Origin of the sequence: Brevibacillus sp. HB1.1, from assembly GCF_013332445.1 — a bacterium.
Taxonomy (GTDB): domain Bacteria; phylum Bacillota; class Bacilli; order Brevibacillales; family Brevibacillaceae; genus Brevibacillus; species Brevibacillus porteri.
This window is the reverse complement of the sequence record NZ_JABMIV010000016.1, coordinates 17,803-36,731: the sequence shown is the minus strand read 5'-3', so window position 1 is coordinate 36,731 and position 18,929 is coordinate 17,803. Positions and strand designations below refer to the sequence as shown.

The 18,929-nt window shown below is 47.5% G+C and carries 23 protein-coding genes and 1 other RNA gene; 3 read left to right on the top strand and 21 right to left on the bottom strand.

Annotated features, from left to right (window positions below; translation table 11 throughout):
- Positions 1-34 precede the first annotated feature (34 nt).
- The 3 genes from HPY27_RS27510 to HPY27_RS27500 all read right to left on the bottom strand — a co-directional run bounded on the left by HPY27_RS27510 (position 35) and on the right by HPY27_RS27500 (position 2,844).
- Positions 35-1,507: an aminotransferase class I/II-fold pyridoxal phosphate-dependent enzyme gene (locus tag HPY27_RS27510; RefSeq protein WP_174226446.1), complete on the bottom strand. Its 1,473-nt coding sequence runs from the start codon at positions 1,505-1,507 to the stop codon at positions 35-37.
- A gap of 104 nt (positions 1,508-1,611) precedes the next feature.
- Positions 1,612-1,794: a sigma factor G inhibitor Gin gene (locus HPY27_RS27505; protein ID WP_007719893.1), complete on the bottom strand. Its 183-nt coding sequence runs from the start codon at positions 1,792-1,794 to the stop codon at positions 1,612-1,614.
- Between the two features lie 60 nt (positions 1,795-1,854).
- Positions 1,855-2,844, bottom strand: coding sequence for a hypothetical protein (locus tag HPY27_RS27500; RefSeq protein WP_174226445.1), 990 nt, complete (start codon positions 2,842-2,844; stop codon positions 1,855-1,857).
- A gap of 209 nt (positions 2,845-3,053) precedes the next feature.
- On the opposite strand from HPY27_RS27500, the gene HPY27_RS27495 reads away from it, so the two are divergent.
- On the top strand, positions 3,054-3,581 hold the full coding sequence (locus HPY27_RS27495; protein WP_174226444.1) for a hypothetical protein: 528 nt from the start codon (positions 3,054-3,056) through the stop codon (positions 3,579-3,581).
- 16 nt (positions 3,582-3,597) lie between these two features.
- Here the strand turns inward: HPY27_RS27495 and HPY27_RS27490 are convergent, their stop codons facing one another.
- From HPY27_RS27490 to HPY27_RS27445, 10 genes are all read right to left on the bottom strand, one after another.
- Positions 3,598-3,864, bottom strand: coding sequence for a pro-sigmaK processing inhibitor BofA family protein (locus tag HPY27_RS27490; protein ID WP_007719887.1), 267 nt, complete (start codon positions 3,862-3,864; stop codon positions 3,598-3,600).
- A 12-nt stretch (positions 3,865-3,876) separates the two neighbouring features.
- Complete coding sequence (locus tag HPY27_RS27485; RefSeq protein WP_012683849.1) at positions 3,877-4,107, bottom strand: DUF2508 family protein; 231 nt, start codon at positions 4,105-4,107, stop codon at positions 3,877-3,879.
- A gap of 15 nt (positions 4,108-4,122) precedes the next feature.
- Positions 4,123-5,100, bottom strand: coding sequence for a CPBP family intramembrane glutamic endopeptidase (locus HPY27_RS27480; protein WP_069852540.1), 978 nt, complete (start codon positions 5,098-5,100; stop codon positions 4,123-4,125).
- 59 nt (positions 5,101-5,159) lie between these two features.
- A complete protein-coding gene (locus HPY27_RS27475; RefSeq protein WP_106836613.1) occupies positions 5,160-5,633 on the bottom strand; it encodes an SRPBCC family protein in 474 nt (157 codons plus the stop codon).
- Between the two features lie 75 nt (positions 5,634-5,708).
- Positions 5,709-6,305 (bottom strand): recombination mediator RecR, encoded by a 597-nt coding sequence (gene recR / locus HPY27_RS27470; protein WP_017246916.1) that lies wholly within the window; start codon positions 6,303-6,305, stop codon positions 5,709-5,711.
- A gap of 28 nt (positions 6,306-6,333) precedes the next feature.
- The gene (locus tag HPY27_RS27465; RefSeq protein WP_026042919.1) at positions 6,334-6,645 is read right to left on the bottom strand and encodes a YbaB/EbfC family nucleoid-associated protein; all 312 of its coding nucleotides are present in this window, start codon (positions 6,643-6,645) and stop codon (positions 6,334-6,336) included.
- 45 nt (positions 6,646-6,690) lie between these two features.
- Complete coding sequence (gene dnaX, locus HPY27_RS27460) at positions 6,691-8,394, bottom strand: DNA polymerase III subunit gamma/tau (RefSeq protein WP_017246914.1); 1,704 nt, start codon at positions 8,392-8,394, stop codon at positions 6,691-6,693.
- Positions 8,395-8,534: 140 nt separating this feature from the next.
- Entirely contained in the window at positions 8,535-9,968 is a 1,434-nt protein-coding gene (locus HPY27_RS27455) for a PAS domain-containing sensor histidine kinase (RefSeq protein WP_017246913.1), read from the bottom strand.
- Between the two features lie 230 nt (positions 9,969-10,198).
- Positions 10,199-10,463, bottom strand: an RNA gene (ffs, locus tag HPY27_RS27450) — signal recognition particle sRNA large type.
- A 55-nt stretch (positions 10,464-10,518) separates the two neighbouring features.
- Positions 10,519-12,279, bottom strand: coding sequence for an HD domain-containing phosphohydrolase (locus tag HPY27_RS27445; RefSeq protein WP_174226443.1), 1,761 nt, complete (start codon positions 12,277-12,279; stop codon positions 10,519-10,521).
- A gap of 214 nt (positions 12,280-12,493) precedes the next feature.
- On the opposite strand from HPY27_RS27445, the gene HPY27_RS27440 reads away from it, so the two are divergent.
- Positions 12,494-13,384, top strand: a complete 891-nt coding sequence (locus HPY27_RS27440; protein WP_017246911.1) for an EamA family transporter — start codon at positions 12,494-12,496, stop codon at positions 13,382-13,384.
- Positions 13,385-13,501: 117 nt separating this feature from the next.
- On the opposite strand, the gene HPY27_RS27435 is transcribed toward HPY27_RS27440, so the two are convergent.
- Both HPY27_RS27435 and HPY27_RS27430 read right to left on the bottom strand, forming a co-directional pair.
- Positions 13,502-14,161: a DedA family protein gene (locus HPY27_RS27435; protein WP_174226442.1), complete on the bottom strand. Its 660-nt coding sequence runs from the start codon at positions 14,159-14,161 to the stop codon at positions 13,502-13,504.
- A 12-nt stretch (positions 14,162-14,173) separates the two neighbouring features.
- A complete protein-coding gene (locus HPY27_RS27430) occupies positions 14,174-14,773 on the bottom strand; it encodes a class I SAM-dependent methyltransferase (RefSeq protein WP_017246909.1) in 600 nt (199 codons plus the stop codon).
- A gap of 238 nt (positions 14,774-15,011) precedes the next feature.
- On the opposite strand from HPY27_RS27430, the gene HPY27_RS27425 reads away from it, so the two are divergent.
- Entirely contained in the window at positions 15,012-15,320 is a 309-nt protein-coding gene (locus HPY27_RS27425) for a DUF4870 domain-containing protein (protein ID WP_017246908.1), read from the top strand.
- Positions 15,321-15,398: 78 nt separating this feature from the next.
- Here the strand turns inward: HPY27_RS27425 and HPY27_RS27420 are convergent, their stop codons facing one another.
- From HPY27_RS27420 to HPY27_RS27395, 6 genes are all read right to left on the bottom strand, one after another.
- Positions 15,399-16,031: an NAD(P)-dependent oxidoreductase gene (locus tag HPY27_RS27420; protein ID WP_174226441.1), complete on the bottom strand. Its 633-nt coding sequence runs from the start codon at positions 16,029-16,031 to the stop codon at positions 15,399-15,401.
- Between the two features lie 188 nt (positions 16,032-16,219).
- Complete coding sequence (locus HPY27_RS27415) at positions 16,220-16,609, bottom strand: rhodanese-like domain-containing protein (RefSeq protein ID WP_173624237.1); 390 nt, start codon at positions 16,607-16,609, stop codon at positions 16,220-16,222.
- A gap of 24 nt (positions 16,610-16,633) precedes the next feature.
- Positions 16,634-16,900 (bottom strand): metal-sensitive transcriptional regulator, encoded by a 267-nt coding sequence (locus tag HPY27_RS27410; RefSeq protein WP_012683835.1) that lies wholly within the window; start codon positions 16,898-16,900, stop codon positions 16,634-16,636.
- 114 nt (positions 16,901-17,014) lie between these two features.
- A complete protein-coding gene (locus HPY27_RS27405; RefSeq protein ID WP_017246905.1) occupies positions 17,015-17,500 on the bottom strand; it encodes a DsrE/DsrF/DrsH-like family protein in 486 nt (161 codons plus the stop codon).
- An 84-nt stretch (positions 17,501-17,584) separates the two neighbouring features.
- Positions 17,585-18,373, bottom strand: coding sequence for a sulfite exporter TauE/SafE family protein (locus HPY27_RS27400; RefSeq protein WP_017246904.1), 789 nt, complete (start codon positions 18,371-18,373; stop codon positions 17,585-17,587).
- Positions 18,374-18,700: 327 nt separating this feature from the next.
- Positions 18,701-18,925: a sulfurtransferase TusA family protein gene (locus HPY27_RS27395; RefSeq protein WP_007719853.1), complete on the bottom strand. Its 225-nt coding sequence runs from the start codon at positions 18,923-18,925 to the stop codon at positions 18,701-18,703.
- Between the last annotated feature and the right edge of the window lie 4 nt (positions 18,926-18,929).

The window sequence follows — 18,929 nt, the reverse complement described above, 5'->3', positions numbered from 1 at the left end:
TTCCACCCCTGTTGTAGCAGGCCAGTTGCTTAGATTATCGTAAAACCTGTATCGTTTGTAGCTGGTCGTCCTGTACGCCATGGAATCGCGTTTGTCCTCTCGCCAATTCCTTCAGCATGATCAGACTTTCTTCATCGATCCGCTCGCCTGGCACCAACACTGGAATCCCTGGCGGATATGGAATCACCATCTCTGCCACAACGCGTCCCAGAGCCTGCCCCAAAAGAATCGACTCCCTTGGGCAGTCAACGGCTTCATGCATCGGCAATGCCTGCTCGCGCAAATAATGGGAAGACACAACTCCCGTCAAAAGAACGCGTTCCTCCCCTGGTTTTACTTGTGGCGCCATCGATTCAAAAAGTCTCCACAAAGCGTCCAAGTCACGGGAGGATGTCCCTGTCGAGGCTGCAAGGAGTACATGAGAGTCATCCGCCAGCTCCGAGAAAATCCCGTGCTTTTCCATCCACTTCTGCAACTCAAATCCACTGAATTGGGCCGTTCGCAAATGGAAAAATAGCTTCAACGGGTCAAGCGTAGCGTATACGCTATTCGTGGACAACCGCGGCCAATCCAGCCAGTCCAGTCGATCGAGTCGCTCTCGAAACTTGTCCAAAAGTGGCAACAACCTGTTCCACTCTTCGGTCGCCGCAAGCGCCATATGACGTCTGGCTAAATCGAGTGAAGCCATCAGCACATACGACGGGCTGGAAGACTGAAGCATAGCGAGATGACGGAACAACCGTTCACGATCAATCCGCTCCCCCTGAATATGCAACATCGAGGACATCGTCATCGCTGTTCCCATTTTGTGTGTCGATTGGACCGAAGCATCCGCACCTTCTTGCATAGCAGAACGCGGAAAGGCAGGATGAAACCCGTAGTGGGCACCGTGAGCTTCGTCTATCAAGAGCGGTACATCAAACCGATGAACCGTAGCCGCCATTTTCGCCAAATCGATACCCATTCCATAGTAGGTAGGATTCGTCAAAAACACTGCCTTGGCATCGGGGTGTGTAAGCAACGCACGCTCTACATCTTCGCGCCTTACACCCGCAGCGACTCCTGTTGCCAGATCGACAGCAGGTACTAAAAAGATCGGGGTTGCTCTTGCCATCATAATGCCGTTGAATACAGACTTATGGCAATTGCGTTGTACGAGAATCTTGTCGCCCGGTCTGCATACCGTCATGATGAGAGCGATATTTCCTACTGTACTTCCCCCGATCAAAAACTTGGTCTGTTCCGCATGGAAGGCTTGCGCCGCCAAATCCTGCGCTTCTGCAATGACACCTTGTGGCTGATGCAGGTCATCTGTCCCGCTAATTTCCGTTACATCCAGCTCCAATATGTCTTGAAAGCGATTTTTGGCATGGTTGTCAAAGCTGTGGCCCATTTTATGTCCTGGCACATGAAACGGATGCGGCCGATGCTTGGCGTGCCGTTCAAGCTGTTCATAAAGGGGCGCACGCTTTTGTCGCTCCCGAAATTCAACATCTCTCTCCAACACGCGCGACTCACGTCCTTTATTTTTATTCCCCTATTTTAGCATGATTTGGACACGCATGAGGCCAGCAAAAAAAAGACACCGGAATGCACCGATGCCTTCTTTCTTCACGCATCTTTTCGCAACCAAATGCGTCTCATCTGATGAATAAAAAATGGATACTTTTCATCCTGTACATCGGTATTGACCATTTCCTGTTCGCACCGTTGACAGATAAACTGCTCACAAATGGCGATTCCGTCATTCTGCTCCTGTTCACAGACGATACATCGCTGAGCAACTTTTTCCATAGTGAAAACGCCTGCCCTTTTCCTCAATATATCAACCATTATACCCTATTATAATCAGCATCATTCCCAAACGTTCGTGTTTTCGCCGATAGCTCGGTAGGCTTGGAAGTAGGACTGGGCTTCCTGCACAGGGAAGCAAGCTGCCGCATCAATGACGTAGGACTGCCTCATCGCGTCAACCAGCTCGGGTAACGGCAGCTCTGCAATGGTCGTTCCCGCGGCATTTCCGATCACGAGCAAATCCGCATCCTTTACAGCATCCTGCCACGAATCGTATAGCGTCCAACCCATCATCCTTTTGTTCGGAATTGGCTTGTCCTCTCCGGTGTACACCGCAACGTCTTTTTCAGCCAACCAGTCAGAAGACATATGCTCCCATAGCCAGTCCTCTCCCCAAAGTACGATCCGCTGTATATTCACTTTTTGTAGAACGAGCCTGCATTCTTTTTCAAGCCATCGAACGATGAAGGAAGAGTCTTGACGGGAAGGGTAGAGCCAGCCCTGACCGATTCGTTTGTCCATACCGAGCGCGCGACTAACTTGTAGCAGAGAAATTCCTTTCTCATCGCAACTGGCACCAAGTTCGATGTAGAACTGCTCCTTCCACGCCAAATAGCGCGGTAATTGCCGAAGCACTTCATCCACCTCACGCATCCCGCATACCATCGATACCAGTGAGTAGCGAGCGAGGTGTTTACAGAGAAACCGCATCCATCTCCCATTGGGTTCCCCTCCAAGCAAAGCACGCTCGTGAGTAAATAACGCCATGCGAATGACCTCATGCTCCCCGGTGTGCTCGTATTGGGCATGTAAAGTATTCGCCCAGTCGTATGGCACGTCGCTTCCGTAGACAAGTGTGAGCCATGGCCCCGTTCCCAGCTGTTGCGTCCTTTCCTGCAAAAGCTTGCCATCAGTCTCTTTTGTCAGTAAAAACCCATCAGCGACTTCATCTGAGGAATCTGTTTGGTAAACAGACAACTCAATCCCACACGCTCCGAACTCATTGCCGAATCTGTTTACGACCTCCTCTGAAATGACCCATAGCCTCACGCTTTCCTTCCCTCCTCATCACACCCTACCGAATCAGTTTCCATATCGTTCCTTTTATCCTACCCATAACAAAAAGCCGTCAGTCCAGTCATGCTAGACAAACGGCTTGTTTCATTCCTTGTATGAGCTTTCTCAAGATTTGCGACTGTGCGATAATGGAAACGCAGACTTTCATTCATCCAGACCGCTTTAAAAGGAAGTGACTTCTCATGAAGGAAACCGCCGCCCATACGATCTATAGCTACAAGCTACTCCATCGTTTTCGCTGGCGATTCGTCGGCTACCTTTTTCAACTGTTGTTACTAGGCTTGTCCCTTATTTCGCACTCTTTCATACTACAAGTACCCGCTTATACGCTGATTGTGACGTTAGCGATTCTACCTGTAATACCGATCTGTCATTTGGTTTTATTTCGACTGTATGCCCTTCTACGCGGCCATAAGCCAAAGACAACTGCCGATATGCTCGTCTCTCCGTGGTGGGGTGCAGGCTATCCACTTCCCATCCCGCTATCTGTCTATCGGGGCAGTGAGCTCACGGTAATCGTGGGAAGTATGGCGATAGCAGCCGGGGCTTATGTGTGGCTTTCGAAAGGATACGCGCTCACCTTGATCACCGGAACGTTGATCGTTGCGCTGCCACGCCTCCTCGCCCTCCTTGCTTCCTTTCGTCAGCCAGGTCGTAGCCGGGTGAAATACGAGGATCGCGGCGTTGCTTTTTTGCTTACCGATGGATAAGCGAATCGATACACCTTTACATAACCCATAGCTTGATGACAATCAACGCCGCCAATCCAGGCAAGCGGAGAAGTCCGACGAGCAGAGCCGTCACCGGGTTGATCGGGATGTGGAAGTTAGCCAACTCTCCAACCAGATTGGTGAAAAACAGCAATAGTGCGCCAATTACGACTTGCATGATCCCAAATCCAATCCACCTGATTGGGCCCGTGACAGATTTGCTGGCGGCAATCACCAGCAAAATCCCAACTACAATCAGTGCTATAACCCACCCTGTAGTCATCGGCTTTTCCTCCTATGCCTGTTGGCGATTCCTCTCGCGCTTTGCTTGCGCGAGCAAATACATATACCGCTTTTCGGTCACATGCAAATAATAAATGACATCATCCAAACCGCCATCCGGTTCACTGATCTCCACAAGATGGCGAGCATGCTGCCAGTCCATTCGCGCCTGATTGACTGCCACATCCAAGCTCGCTTCATTCCATTCCACCACGAACCGCGCTTTTTTTCTCCACCTACTCACCTGCAAGCTTCCCCCTCAGTGAAAGTAGTAAAGTACTCCTGTCATATTGTTCACTGCATGCAACAAAACAGCTCCCCAAATTGATTGGTACCGATGTCGAACGAATCCGAGTAGAAGTCCAATGACAAAAAGCGGAGCGAACAGAGCGATATCCATATGAAGGAGCCCAAACCAGAAACTGCTCAGGAAGATACCCATAATGGGCCCGATTCTCCGAACCAGATAAGTCTGAATCACGCCGCGAAACAAAATCTCTTCCGCAATCGGAACCAATATGCCAATGACCAGAAGTGAGGTGAGCGCCGCCAAAATATCCGTTTCTTTCGCCTGCACAATCTCTTTTTCGATCAGCTGCTCTCGCTCTGATGACAGAGACAGTCCAAACCAGTCCGCAATTGGGTTCGTCACCACCGCATCCAGCACCAGTGCAATCAAAAGAAACAGAGCAGCGAGCATCAACAGCATCCGGCCTAGTCGTACAGGTCGGCGAACGCCGATTTCCCCCAGTCTTCCACGAAACCACAGCGGAATCAAAATCAACAGGAACAGTTGAAAAATAGCTGATTCCAATATCCCTCCGATCGTACCGGTGGAAAAGAAGGTACCTTCCAGTAAAAACCCATACAACAGTAGTACGCCTGTTTGAAACACATGCAGCCAAGCAACAATATGCAGTACATCATTCCCTGTGAGTTCGTCATATTGCCATAGCCATGACGTCTTCTGCCGTCTTTCTCGGAGCAAGCTCACAATAAAACCAACGGTCGCAATGAAGCTAAATACCGTCACTGCAAATGCAAGTAATCCTAGCCATACCTCCGGTTGCCCGATGGTGGTAGCGACCCACTTTCCGTCTTCCCCCTTGTGAAAACGTATCATGGATAGCTCCGCAGCAAACATGAGCCAATACCCAATAAACAGCATGATCGCCCATGGAGTGGACTTTTGTCGCCGTATCCCACTCGCAAGCGACAGTCCTGGTCCTGTCAGCATCTCCTCACGCTCCTATTTCACTGTATGTCTCGTCCATTCAAAAAAGTCCGGCATTTCTATCAGGATTGCAAAGCTTTTATCTGTGCTTCTGCTACTTGCTTGAGATATTCATTGCGCGTCCGCAAAAACCGCGTCATATACGCCTCCAAGAACAACCAATCCGCGAGCTTCCCCAAAATACCCAGCGGAGATGTGTAGTCAAAAATATCGATCATCCTCGTCTGATTCTCCGTTATCGGAATGAACTCATGCGTGTGATGAAACCGTTTGAATGCGCCAGAAACCATCTCATCCACGAAATAGCGCGGTTCCTCCATCTCTGTGATTTTCACCGTCAAATTCTGCTTGATACCGAAGTGAATGGCTTCCCAGGTAACCGTCTCCCCCAGGTTTATCAGTCCGCTCGTTACTCCCCCAATCGCTTTCTCCTTTGTGCTGGCGGTCGATTCCATATGCAAATCAATGCTTCTGGCAGCATCGAAGCAGTCCTGTCGCGGAGCATCTATCAAAAACTCCATACGAATAACCGGCATACTGCATCCTCCTCTCGAAACGAAAAAAAGACAGGCAGCCCCCGTCTTCTTTTCGTTTCGACTTTTTCAATTTCCTTACAGGTCGCGTCTGCCTTCCAATGCTTTGGTCAGCGTGACTTCATCGGCGTACTCCAAATCTCCACCGACTGGCAAGCCGTGCGCGATACGCGTCACGCGAATGCCAAAAGGTTTAATCAGCCGGGAAATGTACATCGCTGTCGCTTCCCCTTCGATATTCGGATTGGTCGCCAAAATGACTTCCTTCACCTGCTCGTCACCGAGGCGCTTCAACAGGTCGGGAATGCGAATATCCTCCGGACCGATCCCATCCATAGGAGAAATCGCCCCGTGCAAAACGTGATAATACCCTTCAAACTCTCTCGTCTTCTCCATCGCTACGACGTCTCGCGGCTCTTGCACCACACAGATGACTGAGCCGTCACGACGTTTGTCCCGACAAATATGGCATGGATCGAGATCGGTAATATTGTTGCAGACCGAGCAGTAATGAAGCTGACGCTTGGCATTAACCAATGCTTTTGCCAGATCAAGCACGTCGTCCTCTTTCATATTGAGCACAAAAAAGGCAAGCCGCCCAGCCGTTTTTGGACCAATGCCGGGCAATTTCATAAAACCATCAATGAGCTTTGAGACCGGTTCTGGATAAAACATCGCCTACTCCTCTTTTCCTGCCCAATTTTTAGAACAGGCCTGGGATGTTCATGCCTCCGGTAAATTTACCCATTTCCTTACCTACCATTTCATCTGCTTTGCGCAGTGCATCGTTCACAGCAGTGAGCACCAGGTCTTGCAGCATTTCTACATCTTCAGGGTCTACTACTTCTGGCTTGATCACGATGTCTTTAATTTGCTTATGTCCATCGATTTTCACAGTGATAGCACCGCCACCAGCAGAGCCTTCCACGATTCTCTCTTTCAAGCCTTCTTGCGCTTTTTGCATATCTTCCTGCATTTTTTTCACTTGCTTCATCATTTGTTGCATTTGCTGCATGTTTTTCATTGAGGTATCCTCCCTAAATGGTTATGAGTGTATGATTTAGTCTTTGACTTCAACAAGACCTTCTCCGACGAGCTTGATGGCTTCCGCCAAAAACGGGTCCTCTTCCGGCTCATCAGAAGCGTCTTTTTGACCAACCTGCTGGTCTACACTTTGCCACTCTTCCTCCATGACAGACAAGAGCTGCAGGGGCTTGCCCAGCACCGTAGACATAACGCGCTCGATCACGCTCCGAAGCTCTGCCTCCATCGTCTTATCGCAATGGATGGCACTGTTGAAGGTTACGACAACAGCATCATTGCCGGCAGCTACTGGTTGACCATTGACTAGCCAAGCCTGGTACTGGATCTTGATCTTTTTCAGTTCAGTCAAAATTTGACTCCACTGCCCGCGCACCTGTCTCGCCAAATTCTCATCCATGGCCTTCGCGACTTCCCTGACTCTATTCATCGGGGTTCGTGAACCACCAGAAGCCGCGGCTATGCGCCTTGGCTCGTTCTTGCGCGTTTCTTCGGCCTTTTGTTGGCCGGGAATGCTCACCTGACCTTGCATCACTTGAACCAAACGCTCTTCCAAAACGCGGATGCGATTGGACATCGCGGTCAGTTCCTCGCTGTTAACGGGTGAGGCTCCCATAGATTCCGTCGCATTCGCATTCGCATTAGGCTGACACATTTTGGCGAGGGTCAGTTCAACCAACACCCTTGCATAGGTCGACCATTTTAATTGCGACAAAGCCTGGTTGCAGGTCTCAATCGCTGCGTAAAGCACCGGAAACGAGTACAGCTTTGCAACCTCTGCAAACTGATCATCAATCATGGTCCGCTCGACAATCTCTTCCAACTGCGGCGCTGTCTTCAATAACAGCATATCGCGGTAATAGTAGAGGAAATCGTGCAGGAACTGCTCTGGGTCCTTCCCTTGCACCATGACTTTATCAAATTGCTCCATGACCTGTGCAACATCGTTTTCGGCAATATGTCGCGCAAGCACAGAAAAGTAAGATTGGGCAACTGTGCCCGTAATCTGCATAATATCACTAGCACGAACCTCGTCCTTGCTATAGCTAATCGCTTGGTCCAACAAGCTAAGAGCATCACGGGCTCCACCTTCAGCCATCTTCGCTACGAGCTGCAGGGCCTGCTCCTCCACCTGCACCCCTTGTGATTGGCAAATCTTTTGCAAAAGATCGACCATCACTCTCAGTGGAATTCGGTGAAAATCAAAGCGCTGGCAACGAGAGATAATCGTCGCTGGCAGCTTGTGCGGCTCTGTTGTCGCCAAAATAAAAATGACGTGGGACGGCGGCTCTTCGAGGGTTTTTAACAAAGCGTTAAATGCCTCTGTCGTCAGCATATGCACCTCATCGATGATGTACACTTTATACCTGACGTCGCTCGGGGCAAATTTCACTTTGTCGCGAATGTCGCGGATCTCTTCAACACCACGGTTGGATGCCGCGTCGATTTCCAGCACATCCGTTACAGAACCGTTGGAGATGGCTCTACACGTATCGCATTGATTGCATGGTTCGCCATCTATGGGCTGCTCGCAGTTCACTGCTTTCGCCATAATTTTGGCTGCACTTGTTTTTCCCGTACCTCGGGGACCGTTGAATAAATAGGCATGGGACAGCCTATTTTCGCGTAAAGCATTACGCAAGGTTGTCGTAACATGCTCTTGTCCGACTACGTCTTGAAAAGTCTGCGGTCGGTATACGCGGTATAGCGCGGTATAAGCCATGTTCGTGTGACACTCCCCATCTGCACAGTCCTCTTCTATATCCTATTCAGTATACACGATTGCCACCGTTCGTACAAAGTGAACGGACATGTCTCACAGAAAAACGCCCCGTTCACAATTGTGCGGGACGCATTCTGCTCCTAATACGGTAGCATGATATGGAAGGTCGTCCCAAACCCTTTGGAGGAGACACGGATTTGACCGCCAATATCGTGAATGATTTTTTGGCAGACAGACAATCCGAGCCCTGTCCCTTCCTCTTTTGTCGTAAAAAACGGATCAAAAATCTTATCAATAATGTAAAGCGGGATGCCCGGACCTGTATCGTGAATATCGATACTCACTTTGTCGCCATCCTGATCGAAATGATGGGAAATCCGAAGCGACCCTTGCTCTCCCATTGCTTCTATTCCATTTTTGCATATATTAATGAACACTTGCTTCAATAGCTCGGTATCCCCGACGACCATCGGAAGCTTACCCCGAGAGGCAAACTGGACATCAATTCCGTACAGATTCGCCTGTGACTCGACGATCGGCAAAATTTCCTCAAAAACAGTATTTAAGTCGACCATAGAATATTGAATATTACGCGGCTTGCTCAATAGTAGGAATTCACTGACTAAAGAATTGATGCGATTGATTTCGGTGAGCATGATTTCGGTGTACGTTTTCTCCCTGTCCATGCCGCTGTCACCGAATAACCTGAGGAACATTTGCAGAAATCCTTTGATTGAGGTAAGCGGATTGCGAATCTCGTGTGCTGTACCAGCAGCAATTTGCCCGATCATCGCCAAGCGTTCATTCCGCTCGAGCTTTTGAGCGAAGGATCGAAGGTTTGTTATGTCTTTGAAAAGAATAAACGCCCCTACTGTTTTCCCTGACTCGTCTTGGAGCGTATTTGCGTCGACAATCAGCTCATAGCGTTGGTTGTCATTGGTCCAGGAAGTCGCGACATTTTGCAGCTTTACGCCTTCCAACAGTTCTTTTTTAATGAACCGATGCGGTTCGGGGATGCCGCTAAATACTTGATCAACGTGTTTATTGATGACGTCCAGTCTCTCCATACCCAGTAGCTTGCACGCCGTCTGACTGGCTTCGATAATGATCGATTTCTCGTCGAGGATAAACAAGCCCATGCTTGTATCATAGGTCAGTTTGGTCAGCAATCGTTGCGACAAAAGCTGGTCGCTTTCTTTTGCGAGTTGGGGAAAATGGATCATGTACAGAAGTTCTTCTGCTTGCTGTGCCATGATCATGACAGATGTGCTCCTGCATCCCCCCTGTTTATCACACCATTCCAGTTCGACCTCGCCTTTGGTTCCCACTTCTTCTTCCTTTCGCAAATATTCCTCATACAGGTGCTCCATGGAACCTCGATGGGGAAGAAGAGAGCTGATAGGCTGATTGATAAGTTGATCGCGTGAATATCCGGTTACACGAAGCAGTTGTTCGTTGACCTCCACGATACTACCCGCTTGATTCACCAATAAAACGGCAGTAGGCAGTTGATGCATGAACCGCTGCAATCGACCGGACGAGCCAACGAGATGTAACGAAGAAAGAGCACTCATAGCTTGTCCCTCCTGGCCTATGACGTATTTTGAAAGGAAAGAAACCAAATCCTTTCCGCCTATTATGAAAATTCGTGAAAATACTCATAAAACCTTCATTCTATCCACTTGAAAAGCACGGAAATGTTTCGCTAGTTATCGTCAATTTCCAACAAAAAATAATTGGATCGCAAAATAAAAATAGCATGCTTCCCTTCGGAAACATGCTATCTGTACATGCGTGATAAGTACCGTGCACCTATCTTCGATAATCCTTATCCGAGCGTTACTTATGGTAGCAGCTCAGAGCAGGCTACCCTGCGGCACACGCGATGATCCACTTATGGCTGCTTCCTTCCGGACCTGACCAGGTTCATGGGTTCGCGTTGCACAGGACCCGCTCCTCAACACCGCCGCCATAAGGCAGCCTCACATAAGAAAACCTAGGATAGGAATTCAACCCTGCTATTGCGGATTGCAGGTTACAGGGCACCGCAACCTCCCCGTCTAGCACGGTAGAACTAGAATACCAAAGTTAGTAACCGATAGCAAGGAGTAAACCTATCCAGTGCTAGGAAATCTCTCTATCCTTACTAACTCTTCCCTTACAATCCGCCGATTGTATAATCTGAATAGCTCCATCCTCAAAAGCCATCTTAAAAATCGAAACAATGGAGGGGTCGAACTGAGTTCCTTCACATCGCAGAATTTCTTCGTATGCCTCTTCTGCTGACGTGGCTTTGCGATAGGAACGCGTAGAAGTCATGGCATCAAATGTATCTGCTACGGCCAGAATACGGCCAATCAGTGGAATTTCTCCCCCTTTGAGCTGATCAGGGTAACCTTTTCCATCCCAGCGCTCATGATGATGCCTTACCCCTGAACTGATATGTGACAGATTTTCTATCTGCTCCACAATTTCTCCACTGATGATGGAATGAGTTTTCATGCATTCATACTCGTCAGGTGATAGCTTTCCTGTTTTTAAAAGGACGTGATCAGGAATGGCTACTTTTCCGATATCATGCATTAAGCCAGCATAACGTAAATCATCTCGTGAAAAGGCAAGCTGCTCCTGTTGCTGTAAATAATCGTAAATGATAAGGGCATAGTGCGTAACTCGTTCTGTATGTCCTGCTGTATAAGGGTCCTTCATCTCTACGGCTAAATAAAAGCTGCGAACGATTTGATCCAAGCTCTGTTGGGAATACTCCCGCTCTCGAGTAATTAATGCATGCATCTGTTCTGCCATCGTGTTGAACTTATTCTCCAGTAACGTTATTTCTTTCATCCCCTGTATCGGGACGCGTATGGAAAAATCACCTTTCAACATCGAGTCCGTGGCGGATACCAAGCTATAGATCGGCTCACCAATCCATTTTGATAAACGATGAGCCACATAACAGGCAAATAAAACAACAATAAAAAGGGTGAAACAAAAGATGAGGTTCAATCGTTGTAATCGTTCGTTTATCCCCTCTCTCGGCAACCATTCAAAATAAGCACCACCGCTTTTTTCTGATACTTGACGGTATACGTAAATGTCCTTGCCTTGGATGAGCAACGAAAAGAGGCCATTTTCATTGGATTGTTCCCACTGACTGCGTGCCATTTCATAATGAGGAAGCGCCGAAACATGATTTCCAATCATAGCTTTATCGGTGTGAATCATAATGGTTCGGGAGGGGGAAAGGACCATCATGCCATACTCTTTTGGAACCACATAGGTACGGATCCAGTCAGTCAGTTTATCCAGATTGATTTCCACCAATAAAAGTCCCGTAGCTTTTGGATTCGAACTCTCCAGGCGCTTCTCGAGAAAAAATGATCTTGGGCGCTCCTCTTGCTCCCTTTTGGTAAGAAAATCCACCCTGTTTTCTCCGGCTCCCCATTGCTCTCGTTCCATAAATTGATTATCCGCACTCCAGCTCTTATCTTCGTGTAATGAGAAAACCCTTCCATCCTCACCGAGAAAAACAATATTTCCTACCACGTTTTGGTTGCGGGAGAAACGCTCGAATAGATTTTGGACTTGTTCCTCCGATGTCCACTCACGCCGAAAGCCATTCTTCTTTCCTTCGTCAAAAGATGGTTCCTCTGTGATACGCATGGCCAGTCTATTCGCCAATTCATCGGTATCCTTTTGGATAGACTGAAAAAGGGACAAAAGCCGTTCATCGACGAGCCCTATATTCGCATCCATGTTCGTCTTGTATAGTTCAAACACTGCCTCTGTGGACTGATCATAAAAAAGGAAGCAAACAAGAATAGTTGGTCCTAGAATCAACAATAAAAATGTAGAAAATAATCGATCCCTCCACTTCTGGTACACAAGCCTCCCCCTTTTATCTAAGCTGTTCACCAAGTCAATAGCTACACCATTTATAGTGGGTACGATTATATAGTGTCATTTCACTATTTCCCGCTGGGATCAAACATAAACCTTTGTTCGAACTAAAAATGGAATCTTCTTCATCCATAGACAAACGGACGCTGTCGTAATATCCTAGCTAAGAATTATTATCGTATGTGAGGAGATGCATCAGATGAGATACATCCTCCTGGTTTTTCTCGGAGCATGTAGTTACGGCATACTATCAACCATCGTAAAGCTTGCCTACAAGCAAGGCTATTCGCCCGCAGAAGTAATTGGTGGGCAAATGTTTTTGGGTTTTGTGCTGACTTGGATACCCGCTCTTTTCTTCCTGCGGACCAAGCCTCCCCTCCGCCAGTTGTTTTTATTGGTCGCCGTAGGTCTGTCTGTCGGCTCCACGGGAATTATGTACTACAATGCCCTGCAATATATCCCTGCCTCGATCGCCATCGTCCTTTTGTTTCAGTTCACATGGATGGGCGTACTGGTTGAAGCTGTGATGACTCGCCGAATGCCGGGGAAGGAGACGATTTTTTCCCTCCTATTGCTGCTGACAGGAACCCTTCTTTCAGGAGGAATTTTTGAGAGCGGCGGTTTGGCCCAATTTCATATCCTTGGTGTCGTCTTCGGTCTACTCTCAGCCGTTTCTTTTACATTGTTTATTTTGTTCAGCGGGAAAATTGCCATTGCAATTAATCCGTGGATTCGTAGTTCCAGCATGGCGACTGGCTCTTTTCTGTTGGCCAGCCTGATTTACCCACCCGCTTTTCTATTCAACGGAGCATTGTTGGACGGGTTGTTTCCATACGTATTTTTGCTCGCCTTCTTCGGTATTTTTATCCCGACCGTTTTTTTCAATTATGGTATGCCCCATATAGGGCCGGGGATGGGAGCTATATTAGGAGCAGCTGAGCTACCTATGGCTGTACTCTCCTCCTATGTCATTCTGAATGAATCTGTCTCTCTACTCCAAGTGAGCGGTGTCGTGATCATTTTACTCGGAATCATCTTGCCGGAATGGCTGCGCCAGCGAAACATTCGAAGAAACAAGGCTACCTCTTAATCGTTGTCCAAAGCCCCTCCATTGTGCCACTGCCGCACATACGGACGGGGTTTTTTTATGATAAAAAACAAAAAAACCTCTGCTCCACGCAGAGGGTTCGTTATGATTACATTCAGATTACTCTTGCCGATCACGATCGATCATCAGAGGCTGTGGTGCAGCTGCGATGCTTTTTTGTTTTTTCCAAACAGTAAATCCATAATAAGTAGCAGCAATGAGAACCAGTACACCTAAGACAGAGAAAATCACGGTTCGATTATTCAACAAGGCCACATAAGAAGTAAGCATCTCCACCTTATTTCCCATGAAATGACCAAGCAAAAACAAGATCAACGTCCATACAAAGCCGATGGTATACGAAAACAGGGCGTACCGTGGAAACGTCATTTTCCCGATCCCGACCAAGTAAGGAACCACATGTCTGACGACAGGAAAGAAATAGCTGATACATAGAGCGTAGCTTCCGTAACGATCGAGCAGCGACTGTGCTTGATCTACGTACTTGTTCATTCCTTTTTTGCGACTAATCCAGTTCAGTGCAGGTGCACCTAGCCATCTCCCGAGCACATATCCCAATGACAGCCCAGACACGACACCCAAATAGGTCGCAATAAATGCAGGAACAACATGCAGAATTCCCATCGAGGTCAGCACTCCTGCAGACAGCACGATCACCTCGTCAGGAATCGGCATACCAACAATCCCTAGCCATAACATAAAGAAAAGAGCAAAATAGCCAAACTGACCCACAGACTCGGACAGCATATCGACAATCATGTAGAAATCCTCCTAGCCGACACCCTTGCTATCATCCTTCCGGCAAATGTAGACAAAGGCAGGTGGCAGATTCAATGGAACCATCTTCACCGATACTTGCTCAAATACAGAGGAAAGCTGCTTTTTCATTTGCAGCGAATATTGAAAGGCGACAAATACTCCACCTGGTTTTAGCGCATGATATACCTGATCCATAATTTGATCACGCAGCTCTTGTGGGAAGTTGGCAAATGGCAGTCCTGACAAAATACAGTCGGCTTTGCCCAATCCCGCGTCCGAAAGAACCCGATTCAAATCTACCGCATCTTCGTGGAATCGTACATCGGGAAATAGTGGTTCCAACCTTTTGCGCATCTTGGTCTCCTTTTCAAAAGATACCAGTACGGCTTCCGGTTTTTTCTTTTGCTCGATCCACTTCGTAAAAATCCCCGTTCCTGCTCCTAATTCTACAATTGTATGTGCGTGCTCCCAGTCGATGGGCGCAACCATTTGTTTACAAAGCGCACGGGAGCTAGGAGTAATACTGCCTACCTGGCCAGGTGACCGCAAAAAATTATAGAAGAACATCATCCGATCCTTCATGCTGGACGGATGATGACAATCGATCATCATGTCTATATGCTCCCTTCTCAGTTCTTGCTTATCCATTTATCATATCCAAAAAACATTACGAATTATCTACCAAAAACGAAAGATTTTCTTACTACTATAACAGTAAACGAATGGAAATAAAAATTCCTCCGTCTATAGTCGGATCAAATAATCACGCTTATGATGGTTTTTTGAGTGATATCCATACGTTACAATGACAGTAGATCAAGTTTTACATCTAATCAAGGAGGACTTATTTATGGATTATAAAGGTGTAAAAGTCATAACGCACGCTAGCACATTTTTTGCACCGATCCTTGTGCCCATTCTTGTCTGGCTGCTCGTACAAAATCGTGACGCCAAAAATATGGCGCTGCAAGCTTTGTTCTTCCACATCATTATGACGGTGCTCATCGCTATTTCCTGGTTCTTCACCTTCTTGTTGATTGGGATTCCGTTCCTGATTGTGTTTGGACTGATGGCGATCTACTACCCGATCAAAGGTATCATCTATTCCTTAAATGGACGCCCGTTTTCCTACCCATTCGTCGGTTGGATTGGCAGATAATCTCGATACACAACAAAGACCAGCTATCCTTTTGTAGGAAGCTGGTCTTTTTGTTAAGGAGCCTAATTCCATTCGAGATTAGGAGCCTACTGTGAAGCGCTCATTGCGATGCTTCGGATTTTCGATTTCATCGAGCATGGCTACAGCATAATCGGGATAGCTCACATAGCTCTGTCCGCTAGCGTTCACTAACAGATGGTCTTTTCCGAGTCGGTACGCGCCTGTTCTCTCCCCTGCTGGGTCAAAAAAGGCAGATGGACTGATATACGTCCATTGAATGCCGTTTGACTCTTCCAATACATGCAAGTACTCTCCATGCTTTTGCGCAGTTGCCAAGTAAGCCTTAGGGAAATCAGGAGTTTCTACGAGACGCAGTGTTTTGGCTTCGTCTACAAACAGACTACCTGCACCACCTACAACGAGCAAACGTGTAGAAGGAGCACCCTTCAAGGCTTCAATCAAAGCCTTCCCTGATTCTACGTGCAGATGTTCTTGACCTGCTGGTGCTCCAAAGGCATTCACGACTACGTCAAAGCCGTTCAAATCTGCCGCTGTCAGGTCAAACACATCTTTCTGAATCACAGCTACGTCGGCTTGCTCGATTTTGGATGCATCACGCACAATCGCTGTCACTTGATGGCCACGATCCAGCGCTTCTTTCATAATTACCTTACCTGCTTTACCGCTTGCTGCTACAATTGCAATCTTCATGATGATATTCCTCCATTTTGTATGTTGTAGATGTAACCGAATTAGTTACAACTCTTTCAAAAAGAATAGGCGCTTACCGCATCGCCTTGTTGTAATCATTGTAGTTACAACGAAACGAAATGTCAACCCTGTTTTTTATCGCATGAAAAAAGCACCCAGGTATTCAAACATACACCAGGTGCTAGCTGTTATTTCTTTTTCGTCGGACCACTCCAAGTAATGAACCCGCCTTGTAGATGGGCCATCTGAGGAATGCCGTGTTTCTTTAAAATTTTTGCTGCCTGCTTACTACGCATCCCGCTCCGGCAGTATAGCAATATATCGTTTTTGCTGGAAATTTCCTTTGCACGATGATCGAGCTGAGACAAAGGGATGTTCACCGCTGATGGAATGTGACCCGCTTTATATTCGTGCGGCTCGCGTACGTCGATGAGCAGCACCCTGCTTTTTTGGTTGACCCGTTCCTTGAACTGATCTGTTTTGAGATTTTCTAATCCTTTCACAGGAAGGAAGCGAGAGACCAAATACCAAATGATGATCGCGTAGGCTAACAGCAAAAGAATCGTAGTGAAACTCATAGGAAGCTCCTCTCCAAAATCGGTTTAACGGCTCTTGACCAAAAGCTCTACGGCTTCTTTCACCAGCTTGCTCGTGTCTCCTCCAGCAGCCTGCTCTTCTAACAAACAGCGTTGCAGGTTTTCCGCTACAATCTGGGCAATAGCCTTATCTGAAGCGTTGCGAACAGCGGAGAGCTGCGCTACTACGTCTTTGCAGTTTTTCTGCTCGTCCATCATTTTCAGCACACCGCGGACTTGTCCTTCGATTCGTTTTAAACGTCTTTTGATATCGTCACTGTAGTTGTAATCCATATGAATTCCTCCTGTTTCACGACAAGGCATACGTATCAATCTTGGAACTACCTTACATACAGGTATCTTATGCGAAATCCAGGTAATGTCAAGCAAGCTGCCTACGCGTGCTGTTTAAATGAATAGGTTTACTTTTGCCTGTGTCGCATCCCCCAAATAAGCGGCCACACCTGCATACTCCATTCCGTCGAGCAATTCCTCCTGTTTGAGACCGAGCAAGTCCATCGTCATCGTACAAGCGACCAGCTTCACTCCCTGCTCCTGAGCCAGCTCGATGAGTTGTGGAAGCGTCAGGGCATTGTGCTTTTTCATGACATGCTTGATCATCTCTGGCCCCATGCCCATCATATTCATTTTAGACAGTCCGAGCTTCTTGGCGCCTCTTGGCATCATCCAACCGAACGCTTTTTCAAGCCACCCCTTTTCTACTTTCACGATCTCGTCCTTGCGCATGGTATTCAGTCCCCAGAAGGTGAAGAAAATCGTGACATCATGATCATAGGCCGCAGCTCCGTTCGCAATAATAAAGGCTGCAATCGCTTTATCCAAGTCACCGCTGAACAACACAATCGTCGTTTTTTCTTTTTGTTGTTTTTCCATGTAAGAACACCTCTCCTATATACTTATACTTGTATGGGTATAGAAATAAACGAAAGAAGCTTTTGCAACGAAAAGCATCTTTCCTTATAGAATGTCACTCCAAATCTTGATGGCCGTTCCACAAATCAGCACAATTAGGCCATAGCGCAAATATTTCACATCGCTCTTGGCGCTGATCATACTGCCCACCGGTGCACCCAAAACACTTCCGATGACCGTATACAAAACGGGCAAGAGCGGAATTTGCCCACCCGACAGCTTCCCGATCACACCACCTATTGCGGAGATGAATACAATAGCCAAAGATGAGGCAATCGTCACCCGCGTGGGTATTTTCAACACGGTCAGCATAATCGGAATGAGGATGAACGCTCCCCCTGCACCGACAATCCCGGATACGATTCCTACGGCAAACGCAGCACCAGCAGCAATGAAGCGGTTATATGCGACCTCCCCTGCTGCCGCTTCTGTCCCCCTATTTTTCACGAGCATCAAAATCACGGCGATTATCGCCAGTATCCCGTACACCACATTGATGTTTTCATTCGACAAGTATCGGGAGAGAGCCGCACCAATCAGGCTGCCCGCCAAGATGCTTACCCCCATATCTCTGACGAGTCCTTTATGAATCAGGGGCGAGTTTTTTCCGTTTCTTTTGCGGAAAGCCAGTACGCCAGACAGCGACGCGAAAAATACTTGAAACATCGATATCACCGAAACTTCCTGGGCGGAAAACTGCGCCACACCTAGTGCCGGTGGTATAAACAGGAGCATCGGGTAGCTGATGATCGCTCCGCCGATCCCGAGCAATCCGGAAAAAAAGGAGCCGACAAAACCGAGAGAGACCATGAGCAGAAGCAGTAAAACGTCCATATATCCTCCTCGCATTCCTACCTAACACATCGGAATGCTCAACCCTCTTTTCAAATGAACCTTCTTCAAGTAAAATTAATTCCAAGTAAATAACTGTGAATAAGGTGATTTAAATGGTCCGCTTTTTCAAATCCATTTTTCAGCATCGGTGCCCCACCTGCCAAGAACCTTTGCGCTCACACAAAAATGCCTTGTTCAGTGAAAAGCAATGCCCCAATGGCCACTACAAAGAAGAAATCTATACGCACCTTGGCGTACGTATCGTTTATGAAAATCAGGAGTAAGCGAGCACTACAAAAACGGTCAAAAGTGCTCGCTTCTGTCTCCTTACAGCTTTTTCACTAAAAATTTGTACACACCGTTCTCAACCTCATGGGAAACCAGCTCATTCCCTGTTTGTTTGACCCAAGCAGTGAAGTCGTTCAGAGAGCCTTTGTCCGTCGAGAGTACTTCCATGGTTTGACCGGATTGCATTCCGTCCATGGCTTTTTTTGCTTTGACGATTGGCATCGGGCAAGCCAGACCTTTTGTATCTACCACAATATCCGCCATTTTT

Excerpts from the sequence above, each read along its gene's own strand:
- HPY27_RS27505 (WP_007719893.1), bottom strand. The coding sequence starts at position 1,794 with ATGGAAAAAGTTGCTCAGCGATGTATCGTCTGTGAACAGGAGCAGAAT.
- HPY27_RS27495 (WP_174226444.1), top strand. The coding sequence starts at position 3,054 with ATGAAGGAAACCGCCGCCCATACGATCTATAGCTACAAGCTACTCCAT.
- HPY27_RS27490 (WP_007719887.1), bottom strand. The coding sequence starts at position 3,864 with ATGACTACAGGGTGGGTTATAGCACTGATTGTAGTTGGGATTTTGCTG.
- HPY27_RS27480 (WP_069852540.1), bottom strand. The coding sequence starts at position 5,100 with ATGCTGACAGGACCAGGACTGTCGCTTGCGAGTGGGATACGGCGACAA.
- HPY27_RS27475 (WP_106836613.1), bottom strand. The coding sequence starts at position 5,633 with ATGCCGGTTATTCGTATGGAGTTTTTGATAGATGCTCCGCGACAGGAC.
- recR (WP_017246916.1), bottom strand. The coding sequence starts at position 6,305 with ATGTTTTATCCAGAACCGGTCTCAAAGCTCATTGATGGTTTTATGAAA.
- HPY27_RS27465 (WP_026042919.1), bottom strand. The coding sequence starts at position 6,645 with ATGCAGCAAATGCAACAAATGATGAAGCAAGTGAAAAAAATGCAGGAA.
- dnaX (WP_017246914.1), bottom strand. The coding sequence starts at position 8,394 with ATGGCTTATACCGCGCTATACCGCGTATACCGACCGCAGACTTTTCAA.
- HPY27_RS27455 (WP_017246913.1), bottom strand. The coding sequence starts at position 9,968 with ATGAGTGCTCTTTCTTCGTTACATCTCGTTGGCTCGTCCGGTCGATTG.
- HPY27_RS27440 (WP_017246911.1), top strand. The coding sequence starts at position 12,494 with ATGAGATACATCCTCCTGGTTTTTCTCGGAGCATGTAGTTACGGCATA.
- HPY27_RS27435 (WP_174226442.1), bottom strand. The coding sequence starts at position 14,161 with ATGATTGTCGATATGCTGTCCGAGTCTGTGGGTCAGTTTGGCTATTTT.
- HPY27_RS27430 (WP_017246909.1), bottom strand. The coding sequence starts at position 14,773 with ATGATGATCGATTGTCATCATCCGTCCAGCATGAAGGATCGGATGATG.
- HPY27_RS27425 (WP_017246908.1), top strand. The coding sequence starts at position 15,012 with ATGGATTATAAAGGTGTAAAAGTCATAACGCACGCTAGCACATTTTTT.
- HPY27_RS27420 (WP_174226441.1), bottom strand. The coding sequence starts at position 16,031 with ATGAAGATTGCAATTGTAGCAGCAAGCGGTAAAGCAGGTAAGGTAATT.
- HPY27_RS27415 (WP_173624237.1), bottom strand. The coding sequence starts at position 16,609 with ATGAGTTTCACTACGATTCTTTTGCTGTTAGCCTACGCGATCATCATT.
- HPY27_RS27410 (WP_012683835.1), bottom strand. The coding sequence starts at position 16,900 with ATGGATTACAACTACAGTGACGATATCAAAAGACGTTTAAAACGAATC.
- HPY27_RS27405 (WP_017246905.1), bottom strand. The coding sequence starts at position 17,500 with ATGGAAAAACAACAAAAAGAAAAAACGACGATTGTGTTGTTCAGCGGT.
- HPY27_RS27400 (WP_017246904.1), bottom strand. The coding sequence starts at position 18,373 with ATGGACGTTTTACTGCTTCTGCTCATGGTCTCTCTCGGTTTTGTCGGC.
- HPY27_RS27395 (WP_007719853.1), bottom strand. The coding sequence starts at position 18,925 with ATGGCGGATATTGTGGTAGATACAAAAGGTCTGGCTTGCCCGATGCCA.